Annotated in this window: 9 protein-coding genes; 3 read left to right on the forward strand and 6 right to left on the reverse strand. The window is 70.8% G+C overall.

Going from position 1 to position 12,946, the window contains the following annotated elements; translation table 11 throughout:
* Positions 1-3 precede the first annotated feature (3 nt).
* Positions 4-2,820 carry a [protein-PII] uridylyltransferase gene (locus EP26_RS05680; RefSeq protein ID WP_084112344.1) on the reverse strand — a complete coding sequence of 939 codons (2,817 nt, stop codon included), beginning with the start codon at positions 2,818-2,820 and terminating at the stop codon, positions 4-6.
* Positions 2,821-2,840: 20 nt separating this feature from the next.
* Positions 2,841-5,480 carry a DNA mismatch repair protein MutS gene (mutS, locus tag EP26_RS05685; protein WP_043336751.1) on the reverse strand — a complete coding sequence of 880 codons (2,640 nt, stop codon included), beginning with the start codon at positions 5,478-5,480 and terminating at the stop codon, positions 2,841-2,843.
* 142 nt (positions 5,481-5,622) lie between these two features.
* Here mutS and EP26_RS05690 point away from each other — a divergent pair, with 142 nt between their 5' ends.
* Genes EP26_RS05690 through EP26_RS05700 form a run of 3 tightly spaced genes read left to right on the forward strand, consistent with a single transcriptional unit; the run spans position 5,623 to position 8,692 of the window.
* Positions 5,623-7,944 carry an NADP-dependent malic enzyme gene (locus tag EP26_RS05690; protein WP_052388841.1) on the forward strand — a complete coding sequence of 774 codons (2,322 nt, stop codon included), beginning with the start codon at positions 5,623-5,625 and terminating at the stop codon, positions 7,942-7,944.
* Entirely contained in the window at positions 7,941-8,381 is a 441-nt protein-coding gene (locus EP26_RS05695; RefSeq protein WP_043336753.1) for a DUF488 domain-containing protein, read from the forward strand. Before EP26_RS05690 ends, EP26_RS05695 begins: the two co-directional genes overlap by 4 nt.
* A 17-nt stretch (positions 8,382-8,398) precedes the next feature.
* Positions 8,399-8,692, forward strand: coding sequence for a hypothetical protein (locus EP26_RS05700; protein WP_043336755.1), 294 nt, complete (start codon positions 8,399-8,401; stop codon positions 8,690-8,692).
* Between the two features lie 242 nt (positions 8,693-8,934).
* Here EP26_RS05700 and coaBC read toward each other — a convergent pair whose 3' ends face one another.
* The 4 genes from coaBC to EP26_RS05720 all read right to left on the reverse strand — a co-directional run bounded on the left by coaBC (position 8,935) and on the right by EP26_RS05720 (position 12,941).
* Positions 8,935-10,125, reverse strand: a complete 1,191-nt coding sequence (gene coaBC / locus EP26_RS05705) for a bifunctional phosphopantothenoylcysteine decarboxylase/phosphopantothenate--cysteine ligase CoaBC (protein ID WP_043336759.1) — start codon at positions 10,123-10,125, stop codon at positions 8,935-8,937.
* A 1-nt stretch (position 10,126) separates the two neighbouring features.
* Entirely contained in the window at positions 10,127-11,005 is an 879-nt protein-coding gene (locus tag EP26_RS05710; RefSeq protein ID WP_043336762.1) for a TauD/TfdA dioxygenase family protein, read from the reverse strand.
* Positions 11,006-11,070: 65 nt separating this feature from the next.
* A complete protein-coding gene (locus tag EP26_RS05715) occupies positions 11,071-11,970 on the reverse strand; it encodes a TauD/TfdA dioxygenase family protein (RefSeq protein ID WP_052388842.1) in 900 nt (299 codons plus the stop codon).
* On the reverse strand, positions 11,970-12,941 hold the full coding sequence (locus tag EP26_RS05720) for a TRAP transporter substrate-binding protein (RefSeq protein WP_043336764.1): 972 nt from the start codon (positions 12,939-12,941) through the stop codon (positions 11,970-11,972). The genes EP26_RS05715 and EP26_RS05720 overlap by 1 nt, the downstream gene beginning before the upstream one ends.
* Positions 12,942-12,946: the final 5 nt, after the last annotated feature.

Consider the following 12,946-nt stretch of genomic DNA (forward strand, 5'->3'; position numbering starts at 1 on the left):
GGATCACGCCGGGTCGGCCGCCGCCCGCGGCGTCACGGCCACCATGCCGCCGCCCTCGCCCCCCGGCGGCGTCAGCGCCGCCTCCACCGCCCGGCGCAGCGGGGCGAGCTTCCGCTCATTCTCCACCTTCAGGCCGAAGACATCCTTCACGTAGAAGACGTCCACCGCCCGCACGCCATAGGTGGTGATATGCGCGGAGGCGATCTGCAGCCCCTGGTCGCTGATCGCCGCCGTCACGTCATGCAGCAGGCCCGGCCGGTCGCGCCCGTTCACCTCGATGACGGTGTGGGTGTTGCTCGCATGGTTGTCGAAGACCACGCGCGGCGGCACCGTGACGGCGCGCAGCCGCGCCGGCTCCCGCCGGACCTTGCGGATCTCGTCGCGCAGCCGGAGCCGCCCCGACAGCGCCTGCTCGATCAGCACGGAGAGCCGCGCCAGCCGGTGCGGCGCATCGAAGGCGCCGCCCATCGCGTCCTGCACCCAGAAGGTGTCGAGCGCCATGCCGTTGGTCAGCGTGTGGATGCGCGCATCGACGATGCTGGCGCCCGCGACGGCGAGCGCGCCGGCGATGCGGCTGAACAGCCCCGGATGGTCGGCGGCATAGACCGTGACTTCCGTCACGGCGCGGGCCTCCATCACCCGCGTCCGCACGGTGAGCGGCGCCTGCACCGCCTCCGCCTCGCGGATCAGCGCGGCATGGCGGGCATGGGTCTCGGCATCGAAGGAGAGCCAGTAGCCGGGATAGCCGAGGGAGAGGAACTTCTCCCGGTCCGCCGCCGGCCAGGCTTCCAGCATGGCGCCCGCCGCATCCCGCGCGCGCGCCACGCGCACGTCGCGCTCCGGCACGGAGAGGCCGCCGGCCAGCACCTCCGCCACGCGCCAGTAGACCTCGCGCAGCAGCGTCGCCTTCCAGCCGTTCCACACCTTCGGCCCGACCGCGCGCATGTCGCAGACGGTCAGCACCAGCAGCAGTCGCAGCCGCTCCGGCGACTGCACCAGGTCGGCGATGTCGAGGATGGTCTTCGGGTCCTCGATATCGCGCTTGAAGGCGGTCTGGCTGACCAGCAGGTGATGCAGCACCAGCCAGGAGACCGTCTCCGTCTCCTCCGGCGTCAGGCCGAGCTTCGGGCAGACCTCCGTGGCGATGCGCGCGCCGAGTTCCGAGTGGTCGCCGCCGCGCCCCTTGGCGATGTCGTGCAGCAGGCAGGCCATGTAGAGCGCGCGCCGCGATTGCAGCTGCCCGATCAGCTCCGAGGCGACGGGCGCGATCTCGCCCAGCTCGCCCCGCTCGATCTGCTGCAGCACGCCGATCGCCTCGATCGTGTGCTCGTCGACGGTGAAGACATGGTAGGTGTCGAACTGCATCAGCCCGACGATGCGCGCCCAGTCCGGGATGAAGCGCGAGAGGAAGCCCGTCTCGTTCATCAGCCTGAGCCAGAGCGCGGCGTCGCGCCCGGTGAGGATGTCCAGGAAGAGGGTATTCGCCTCCGCCTGGCCGCGCAGCAGGGCGGCGTGGTGCGCATTGCGGATCAGGGCGCGGATGGCGAGGGGATGGATCTCCATCTTTCGGTCGCGTGCCGCCTTGACGATGCGCAGCATCAGCACCGGCTCGCGCGCGAAGTCGCGGTTCGGCGGTGCGGCCACCAGCTTGCCGTCGGCGAGTGCGAGGCCGGCCTCGGCCAGCGCCGCATCGCCCTGGCGGCGGATGGCGGGCGGGCCGAGCGACGCACGCTCGATCGCCGGCTCCAGCACGCGGGTCAGCCGCAGCACGTCGCGCACCGTGAGGAACAGGTGCTTCATGAAGCGCTCGACGCCGTCCTGCCGGCCGCGCGGCGTATAGCCCATGCGCGCGCCGACCACGGGCTGGAAGTCGAAGGTCAGACGCTCCTCCGCCCGCCCGGCGACGTAATGGAGGTGGAAGCGGACAGTCCAGAGGAAGTTCCAGGCCCGGCGGATGGCGCGCGCCTCATGCTCGGTGAGGAGGCCGCCGCCCGGACTGTCCTCGCCGACCAGCTCCGGCATGCGCTGGGTGCCGAAGGCGTAGCGCGCGAGCCAGTAGAGGGTCTGCAAATCCCGCAGGCCTCCGCGCCCCTCCTTCACATGCGGCTCGACCAGGAAGGGGCTGTCGCCGTAGCGGGCATGCCGCCCGGCCCGCTCCTGCCGCTTGGCGGCGAGGAAGGGGCCGATGCCGCGCTCGCGCCGCTGCGCATCGAAAACGGCGCTGAACCGCTCGAAGACCGGCCGCTCGCCGACCAGGAAGCGGGCATCGACCAGCGCGGTCAGCACCGTGGCATCGCGCCCGGCCTCCTCCATGCAGTCGCGGATGCTGCGCGTCGCGTGGCCGACCTTCAGCCCAAGATCCCAGAGCAGGTAGAGGATGAACTCCACCACCCGCTGCGCCCTCGGCCCCGCCTGCTGGTCGGTGAGGAAGAGCAGGTCGATGTCGGAGAAGGGCGCGAGCACGCCGCGCCCATAGCCGCCGGTGGCGACGAGGGCGAAGGGCGCCTCGGCCTTCTCCGCCGCGTTGCCCGGCGGGACCATGGCGAGGCCATAGGCGTGGATGGCGCTCATCAGCCCATCGGCCAGGGCTGCCAGCCAGCGGGCGGCGGGCAGGCCGTCCAGCTCATGGCTCTCGAAGGCCTCCTGCACCCGGCCCTGGATACGGCCGAGATGGCCGCGCAACAGATCGAGGGCTTGTTCGCGCCGCAAGGGGCCCGCCACCAGCTCGGCGATCAGGTCCGGAAGGACCCCGGGCGCATCGGCCGGGGCATGGGGCCGGGGGGTCTCGCCCCGGGCCGGGAAGGTCGCCGCTTTGGTCATTCCCTTCAGCCTAACGCGACTTACGCGCGGTTGACAGCGCCATCCATGAGGCTTCTGAGATGATAAACCATCTCCTGCGCCTCCCGCGGCGAGAGGCTGTCCAGGTCGAGGGCGGCGAGCGCCGCCAGCACCGGATGGTCCGGCGCCGGGCCGGCGGGGCGGGCGAAGAGCGGCATCTCCTCGGCCAGCGGGTCGAGGCCGCGCGCCCGCTCCTCCAGCGAGGCCAGCACCTGGCCGGCGCGGGCGAGCACGGCGCGCGGCACGCCGGCGAGCTTCGCCACATGCAGGCCCCAGCTCCGCTCCGCCGTGCCGGGCGCAACGCTGTGCAGGAAGACGACTTCGCCCCGCCATTCGCGCACGCGCATCGTTGCCAGTTGCAACTCCGGCAGCTTGCCGGCCAGCGCCGTCAGTTCGTGGAAATGGGTGGCGAAGATGGTGCGGCAGCGGGTGCGGTCGTGCAGCGCCTCCAGCACCGCCCAGGCGATGGCGAGCCCGTCCCAGGTCGCCGTGCCGCGCCCCACCTCGTCGAGCACGACGAGCGAGCGCGGCCCGGCGAGGTTCAGGATCGCCGCCGCCTCCGCCATCTCCACCATGAAGGTCGAGCGCCCGCCCGCCAGGTCGTCCGAAGCGCCGACGCGAGAGAAGAGCCGGTCCGTCAGCCCGATGCGCGCGCTTTCGGCCGGGATGAAGAGCCCGGCCTGGGCGAGCACGACGAAGAGCGCGTTCTGCCGGAGGAAGGTGGACTTGCCCGCCATGTTCGGCCCGGTCAGCAGGCAGATGCGCTGGCCGGCCGAGAGGTCGCAGTCATTCGGCACGAAGGCGCCGCTGCGGCTGCGGGCGAGTGCCGCGGCGACGACCGGGTGGCGCCCGGCGGCGATGGCGAAGTCCGGCCGCTCGGTGACCTCCGGCCGGCACCAGCCGCCATCGGCGGCGAGTTCGGCGCTGGCGGCCTGGATGTCGATCTCAGCCAGCGCCTCGGCCGCGCGGGCGATGCCGGCGGCGGATTTGAGGCACAGGCTGCGGAGGTGGCGGGTGATGAGCTTCTCGCGCCGCGACGCCTCGTCCGCCGCTTCCGAGAGACGGCGGTCGAGGCCCGCCAGCGCCGCGCAGGTGAAGCGCACGCCGTTCGCCATGGTCTGGCGGTGGATCGGGGCGAAGTCGCCGCTGGCCTTGGCCGGCGGGTCCCGCAGCAGCTTCTCGCCCGCGGCGGCAGGCAGCTCGGCGAGGTAGCCGAATTGCTGGTGGTGGCGAATCTTCAGCGCGGCGACGCCCCAGGCTTGGCACAGGTCGAGCTGAAGCGCGGCGATGGCGCCCCGGGCATCATCGCGCAGGCGGCGCAGCGCATCGAGCTGGCCGTCATAGCCGGGGGCGACGATGCCGGCATCGTCGAGCCGCGCCGGCAGGCTCTCGGCGAGCGCGCGAGCGAGCTCAGGCGCCGGATCGGGCTCCGGCCGCAGCGCGGCGGCGGCCATGGCGAGCAGGGGAGGGATGTCGGCCTGCGCCAGCGCCTCGGCAATGATAGCGGCGCGGGCGAGGCCGTCGCGGATCGCCGCCAGGTCGCGCGGGGCGAAGCGGTCGAGGGAGAGCCGTGCGAGGGCGCGGGCCATGTCCGGGGCGCCCTTCAGCGCCGCGCGGATGGCGCCCCGCAGCGCGGGCGCGGCGAGCAGCGCGGCGACGGCATCGTGCCGGGCGCGGATCGGCGTCGCCTCGGCCAGCGGGCAGGCGAGGCGGGCGGCGAGCAGCCGGCTGCCGGCCGCCGTCACGCAGCGGTCGACGGCGCCGAGCAGGCAGTCGCGTGCGCTGCCACGCTCCGAGCGGAGGATTTCGAGGCTGCGCCGCGTGGCGGCATCCATCTGCAGCACGCCCTGGCTGCCGCGCGGCACCGGGCGGGAGAGGTGCGCCAGCGCCTCGCTGTTGGCGCCCTTTTGCGTCGCCTTTAGGTAGCTGAGCGCCATGGCGGCGGCGGCGATCTCGGCCGGGTGGTACTCGCCGAACCCGTCCAGCGTGCCGACACCATAAGCCTCGGCGACGCGGCGGGCGGCGTCGCGCGGCACCGGCGTCTCCACCGCACCGGGGAGGGCGAGGGCGGCCGGGGCCAGCACCTCGGAGGGCTCGAGGCGGGCGAGCAACGCGTGGAGGTCGGCCGGCGCCAGCGTCTCCGTCTCGAAGGCGCCGGTCGAGAGGTCGAGCCAGGCGGCGCCGAGCTTCTCCTCGCCCGGGGCGAGGGCCAGCAGCCAGGCGGGGCGGGCGGCCTCCAGCAGCGTCTCCTCGGTCACCGTGCCGGGGGTGACGAGTCGCACCACCTCGCGCCGCACGGCGGGGGCCTTGCGGCGCTTCGCTTCCTCCGGCGTCTCCATCTGCTCGCAGATGGCGACGCGGAAGCCGCGGCGGATCAGCCGGGCCAGGTAGCTCTCATGGCTAAAGGCGGGGACGCCGCACATCGGGATCTTCTGGCCCTGGTGCTCGCCGCGATAGGTCAGCGCGATGTCGAGCGCCTCCGACGCCGCCTCGGCATCGGCGAAGAACAGCTCGAAGAAGTCGCCCATGCGGAAGAAAAGCAAGGCATCCGGGTAGTCCGCCTTGGCGGCGAACCATTGCGCCATGGCTGGCGAGGCGCCCTCGGCGGTGGGGCGGGGGGAGGGGTCCGGCAGGCTGTCCATCCCCCCCTATCTAGACCGGGGCCGGCATCTTCGCAGCCGCAAACCCGCGGACTTCACGAAGCCGCCGACGGCTGCGACACTGCCTCCTCACAAAGGGCGGGCGGATGCGCCGCCGCAACGGCTCCTGGGGAAGAGAACGGCCATGGATGATGGGCACAAGGGCAGCCTGCCTCCCATTTCACTCGCGGATGTGCGCACCGCGCGGGTGACCCCGGAGGAGGCGCTGGCGCTCCATGCCGAGGGGCGACCGGGCAAGCTGGAGATCCGCCTGACGAAGCCGCTGATCACCGCGCGCGACCTGAGCCTGGCCTACAGCCCAGGTGTGGCAGAGCCCTGCCTGCATATCCACCGCGACCCGGCGCTGGCCTATGACTATACCTCGAAGGGCAATTTCGTCGCCGTCGTCTCCAACGGCACGGCGGTGCTGGGCCTCGGCAATCTCGGCGCGCTCGCCTCGAAGCCGGTGATGGAGGGCAAGGTCGCCCTCTTCAAGCGCTTCGCCGATGTGGACGGCATCGACCTCTGCGTCGACACCGAGGATGTGGACCAGTTCGTCGATGCAGTGAAGCACCTCGGTCCCTCCTTCGGCGGGATCAACCTCGAGGACATCAAGGCGCCCGAGTGCTTCGTCATCGAGCAGCGGCTGCGCGAGGTGATGGACATCCCCGTCTTCCATGACGACCAGCACGGCACCGCCATCGTCGCCGCCGCCGGCCTGCTGAACGCTGTCCACCTGACGGGGCGGGAGCTGCGCGACATCACCATCGTCATCAACGGCGCCGGCGCAGCGGCGATCGCCTGCGCCGAGCTGATGAAGGCGATGGGCGTCACGCCGCGCAACGTCATCCTCTGCGACACCAAGGGCGTGGTCTACCGCGGCCGCACCGAGGGCATGAACCAGTGGAAATCGGCCCATGCGGTCGAGACCAGCAAGCGCACGCTGGCCCAGGCGATGGATGGGGCCGACTGCTTCTTCGGCCTCTCGGTGAAGGGCGCGGTGACGCCCGAGATGCTGCGCAGCATGACCGACAAGCCCATCGTCTTCGCCATGGCGAACCCGGACCCGGAGATCACGCCGGAGGAGGCGAAGGCGGTGCGGCCGGACTGCATCATCGCCACGGGCCGCAGCGACTACCCGAACCAGGTGAACAATGTCCTCGGCTTCCCCTTCATCTTCCGCGGGGCGTTGGATGTGCGGGCGAGCACCATCAATGACGCGATGAAGGTCGCGGCTGCCCGGGCGCTGGCCATGCTGGCGCGGGAGGACGTGCCGGAGGAGGTGAACACCGCCGGCGGCGGCCCCGGCAAGTCGCTGCGCTTCGGGCCGGACTACATTATCCCCAATGCCTTCGACCCGCGGCTGATCTCGCGCGTGCCGCTCGCCGTCGCCCGCGCGGCGATGGAGAGCGGCGTGGCGCGGAAGCCGATCACCGACCTTACGCGCTATGCCCGCACGCTGGCCGGGCGGCTGGATGCGACGGCGAATGCGATGGAGCTCATCACCGAGCGGGTGCGGGCCAATCCGCGCACCGTCGTCTTCGCCGAAGGCGAGGAGGAGAAGGTGGTGCGCGCCGCGCTCGCCTTCCATAATGCCGGCTATGGGACGCCGGTGCTGGTGGGGCGTGAGGACCGCATCGCCAATGTGCTGCGGACGCTCGGCGTGCAGCTGCCGCCGGGCATCACCATCCGCAATGCGCGCAACTCCGACAGCAACCGGCGCTATGCGGAGTTCCTCTATGCGCGGCGGCAGCGCGAGGGCTTCCTGTTCCGCGACTGCCAACGCCTCGTCAACCAGGACCGCAACGTCTTCGCGGCCTGCATGCTGGCGCTGGGGGACGCGGATGCGGTGGTGACGGGCGTGACGCGGAGCTATGCGGTGGCGCTGGAGGGCATCGCCTCCGCCATCGACCCGGCGCCGGGGGAGGTGACCTTCGGCCTGACGCTGATGCTGGCGCGCGTCTCGGGCACGGTCTTCGTCGCCGATACCGCGATCAACGAGCGGCCGGATGCGGCGACGCTGGCCGAGATCGCAGTGCAATCAGCCGCCGCCGCACGGCGGCTCGGGCATGAGCCGCGCGTCGCCTTCCTCTCCTTCTCGACCTTCGGCGACCCCAAGGGGCATATTCCGGGAAGCCTGCGCGAGGCGGTGCGGCTGCTCGACGAGCGGAAGGTGGATTTCGAGTACGACGGCGAGATGGCGGCCGATGTGGCGCTGGACCCGGTGCTGCGAGCGCATCTCTATCCCTTCTGCCGTCTGACGGGGCCGGCCAATGTGCTGGTGATGCCGGGGCTGCATGCCGCGCACATCCTCACCAAGGCGGTGCCGCGCCTGACCAGCGCCACGACCATCGGCCCACTGCTGATGGGCATGTCGCGCCCGGTCCAGATCGTGCCGATGGATGCGAGCGTGACCCAGCTGCTCGACATGGCCTGCCTCGCGGCCCATGCCGCCATCGGCCGGTGACGCTCTTCACCATCGGCTATGAGGATGCGACGCCGGCGCGGCTGATCGAGGCGCTGCATGGTGCCGGCGTCACCACCTTGGTCGACGTGCGGGCGCTGGCAAACAGCCGGAAGCCGGGCTTCGCCAAGACCGCGCTCTCGGCGGCGCTGGCCGAAGCCGGCATCGGCTATCAGCATGTGAAGGCGCTCGGCACCCCGGCCGAGGGGCGGGCGGCGGTGCGGGCCGAGCGGCCCGGGGAGATGCGGCGGATCTTCGGCGCGCATCTCGCCGGGCTCGAGCCGCAGGCGGCGCTGGCCGCGCTTACGGATCGCGCACGACACGAAACGGTTTGCCTGCTATGCCTGGAAGCCGATCCGGCGCGCTGTCACCGGACCCTGGTCGCGGAGGCGGTTGCCGCCACCTCCGGGGCCACGGTCACGCATCTTCACCCGGCCTGAGGAAGGACTCCCCATCGATGTCGCTCTGCCTCGTCCTGCATGACCTCGGCGCCGCCCCGGCCTCGGCCGAGAAGGTGTTCTTCGAGGCGATCTTCGAGATCGCGCCGGAGCACTGGCCGATCACGCCGCGCGCGGTGCTGGTAGCGACGGGCGTCTCCCCCGCCTATCTCCGCGACCACCTGCTGCGGGCGCTGAAGAAGGAGGATGCGCCGGATGTGGTGCTCACCATCACCCGCATCTCGGCCGACGCCGCCTGGCATAACCTCTCCGCGGAGGGAGAAGCCTGGCTGCGCGACATGCTGGAGGAGTAGCGGTTACGCCCGGCCTCGCATGTATCGCCGCTCCGGCCGGTAGGTGAGCCAATGACGAAGGCGGGTGAACAGGGTCTGGAACATGACCGATGATCCGGCGGGCTTGTGTTCAGCGAGGGGCGATGGGGAACACCATTTGCAATGAAATGGGTCCTTCGCTGAAGATATGGTCACAGGAATGTGTTTCGCATTCCTTTCTTGAGTCGTATTCGTGATCTTTTAAGACGGCTGCGAGACGAAGCTTAACCGAGCCAGGCCGCGATCCGCGCTGCAAGACGCTCGGCCACCTCCGCCTTCGCCATCTCCGGCCAGTTCTCCACGCCCTCGTCGGTGACGAGGTGGATTCGGTTGGCGTCGCCCCCCATGACCTCGCCGGAGACGTCATTCGCCAGGATCCAGTCGCAGCCCTTGCGGGCGCGCTTGGCGATGGCGTGCTCGACGACCTTCTCCGTCTCGGCAGCGAAGCCGATGACGAGGCGGGGGCGCTGCGCATGGCGGGAGACGGTTGCCAGGATGTCGGGGTTGAGCGCCATGGCGAGGGTCGGGGCGTCGGCACCGGGCTCCTTCTTCATCTTCTGCGAGGCCTCGTGGGCCACGCGCCAGTCGGCGACGGCGGCGGCCATGACGGCGGCATCGGCGGGCAGGGCAGCCTCGCAGGTGGCGAGCATCTCCCGGGCCGTCTCGACATGCACCGTGGTGACGCCCGGCGGGTCGGACAGCGTCACCGGCCCGGCGACCAGGGTGACGCGGGCACCGAGCGCGGCAAGGGCGGCGGCGATGGCATGGCCCTGCTTGCCGCTGCTGCGATTGGCGATGTAGCGCACCGGGTCGATCGGCTCATGCGTCGGGCCGGAGGTGACGAGGATGTGGCGGCTGGCGAGCGGCCCGGCCTCAGGCGCCAGAATCGCCTCGATGGCGGCGTGGATCTCGGCCGGTTCGGCGAGGCGGCCGGGGCCGCTCTCGGGCTCGGCCATGGCGCCCACGCCCGGGCCGACGAGGCGGACGCCGCGGGCGGTCAGCGCGGCCATGTTGGCGCGGGTCGCCGGGTGCTCCCACATCGCCGTGTTCATCGCCGGCGCCACCAGCACCGGGGCGCGGGTCGCCAGCAGGATGGTGCTCGCCAGGTCGTCGGCCAAGCCATTCGCCATCTTCGCCAGCATATTGGCCGAGGCGGGGGCGACGACGACCAGGTCGGGCAGGCGGGCGAGGCGGATATGGCCGATCTCCGCCTCCGCCGCCCAGAGGTCGTCATGCACGCGCTGCCCGGTGATGCCGGCCAGCGCCTCCTTCGTCACGAAACGGGCACCGCCCGCCGTCAGCACGCCGGTGACGGCGGCACCGGACTTGCGCAACAGGCGCGTCAGCTCAAGCACCTTATAGGCACTGATGCTGCCCGAGACGATCAGCAGGATGCGGCGGTCGGCGAGGCGCATCTCAGACAGGTCGCTCGCCCTTCACCGTGACGCGGTTGCCGTAGCGGCGATGCGGCCAGTAGTCCCACATCGCCCGGTGCTGGGCGCAGCGGTTGTCCCAGAAGGCGACAGAATTCGGCTGCCAGCGGAAGCGGCATTGGAAGAGCGGGTTCTCCATATGCTCGTAGAGATAGCGGAGGATGCCGTCGCTCTCGTCGCGCGGGATGCCAAGGATGCGGGCGGTGAAGCCGCGGTTCACGTAGAGCGCCTTCTTGCCCGTCACCGGATGGGTGCGGATGACCGGGTGTTCCGCCCGCGGGTAGCTCGCCTTGTCGGCCACGCCGTCCTTGGCGAACATGCCGCGATAGACCGGCTCCCCGTCGTGGAGCGCGGTGAGGCCCTCGAGATAGGCCTTCATCCGGTCCGACAGCGCGTCATAGGCGGCGTACATGCTGGCGAAGAGCGTGTCGCCGCCATTCGGCGGACATTCCTTGATGTAGAGGATGGAGCCCATCGGCGGCTCCTCGTCGCAGGAGACGTCGGAATGCCAGCCCTCGCCATTGGCGCGGACGGAATTGGCATCCGCCTTGATGACCATCAGCTCCGGGTGGCCCGGCTCGTGCGGTGCGGCGGGGTGGAGGTGGAGCGGGCCGAATTGCCGGCCGAAATCGAGGTGCTGCTCCTGCGTCATCCGCTGGTCGCGGAAGAAGATGACGAGGTGCTCGGCCAGCGCCCGCTTGATCTCCTCCATCTGTCGCGGGGCGATGGGGCCGCCGAGGTTGACGCCCTCGATCTCGGCGCCGATCACCGAGGTCAGCTTGTCGAGGCGGATCGTTTGATAGGGCTCGCCCGCATTGCTGAGATGGCGGATGCGGGGGCCGTCCAGGGCGTTGAGGGACATTCTTGTTTCCTTGGCGGGCCGTGTGGCCGGGGAGGCTAGCCCCGGGCGCGGGCGGCCGCCAAGTCCTACTCCGGCCGGCGGTCGTCCAGCAGGATCAACCGGTGCAGGCGGCGGCTGTACTTACCCTCGTCCCATTCGGTGGCGCGGTGGAGGCTGCAGCGGTTGTCGCTCATCAGCACGTCGCCCGGCTGCCAATGGTGCTCGTGGACGAATTCCGGCTGCGTCATATGGGCCAGCAGTTCGGCGAATAGGACGGCGCTCTCGGCTTCTGGCAGGCCGATGATCTCGCTGCCCCACTCGCCGCCCAGGTAGAGGCCGCGGCGGCCGGATTCCGGATGGGTGCGGACGAGGGGGTGGATCACGTCGGGGAAGCGGGCGGCCTCGGCCTGGCACTGCTCCTCCGAGGCATCGGGGAAGAGGGCGCGGTAGAGCCGGGCGCGGCTGTGGCGGACCTTGAGGCCGGTGATGCGGCTGCGGGTCGCCTCCGGCAGAGCTTCGAAGGCGGCGATGCCGTTGGCGTATTTGGTCTCGCCGGCGACGGGCGGAATGGCGATGGCATGAAGGAAGGTGAAGAGCGCGGCATGCTCCAAGTGGTAGTGGTCGGTATGCCAATTGAGGCCGACCTTCGGCGCGCCTACGGCCTTGCCGTTCTCCATCGCATTGCCGACGACGAAGATCTCGTGATGGTCGGCAAGGCAGAGGTCGCGGCGGCTGTGCAGGTCGAAATCACGCCCGAAGCGGGCGGCGAAGCCGAGGAAGCCGGCCGGCGTGAGGTGCCGCTGGCCGCGGACCAGCAGCAGGGTGCGCTCGACCACGGCGCCGCGGAGGATGGCGGTGATCTCCGGATCCTCGAGCGCGGCGAGGTCGATGCCGCCGATCTCGACGCCGATGGCGGGTTCCAGCTCACGCACGGTGAGGCCGCAGCGGGCGGCGGCGGCGCGCCAGAAGACGGGTCCGGTGGCCATCAGGCTGTCTCCTGCACGAGTGTCAGCCGCGCTCTGTCGGCAGCGGAGGCGAGGAAACGGTCGTAGAGCGGACGCGCGGCGCGCTGGAAGGGTTCCTTGTCCGGCTCGTGGATGGTGACGCCCTGGGCCTTCACCTGCTCGACCAGCTTCGCCTCGCCATCGACGACGAATTGCCGCTCGAAGACGGCGCTTTCCTCGCCGGCCTGGATCAGGGCGTTGCGGAGGTCGGGGGCGAGGGATTGGAACTTCCGTTCGGAGAGGACGACCGGCGCCGTCAGGCTCAGCCAGCCCACCGTCGTCCAATGCTTGCAGACTTCATAGAATTTCTGCGCGACGAAATTGGTGTAGGCGGCCTCGGCGCCATCGACGACGCCGACCTGGAGGGCGCTGTAGAGCTCGCCATAGGCCAGCGGCGTGGCATTGGCGCCGAAGGCGTTGAAGGCGGCGACATGGACGGGGTTCTGCTGGGTACGGATCTTCTTGCCACGCAGCTCGGCCATGGAGCCGACCGCATCCCGCGTCATCAGGTGCCGCACGCCGGAAGAATAGAGGCCGAGCATGCGGAAGCCGCGGCCCTGCGCCGCCTGGGCGAGCTGGGCGATGGCCGGCGTGCCGGCGACGCGCGCAAGATGCCCGTAATCCCGGATCAGGAAGGGCATGTCGAGAAGCTGGTAGTCCTTCACGAAATTGGCGAAGGCGGCATGCGAGGGCACAGCGAGGTCGATTGTGCCGAGCGCCACGCCCTCGACCATCGGCAGCTCGTTGCCGAGCTGGCCGTTGGGGTAGACTTGCAGGCCGAGCTTCCCGCCGGTGATCTCCCGCAGGCGCCGGTCCATGAAGCGCAGGCCCTCGTCCTGCACCTCACCGATGGCGTTGGTGTGCGCGGCGCGCAGCAGTGTGGTCTGTGCGAAGGCAGGCCGGGCGACCCAGGCGGCGGCGAGGCCGGCGGCGAGCGATCTGCGGTGGGTCATCGGTT

The organism is Belnapia moabensis DSM 16746, from assembly GCF_000745835.1.
GTDB classification, from domain to species: domain Bacteria; phylum Pseudomonadota; class Alphaproteobacteria; order Acetobacterales; family Acetobacteraceae; genus Belnapia; species Belnapia moabensis.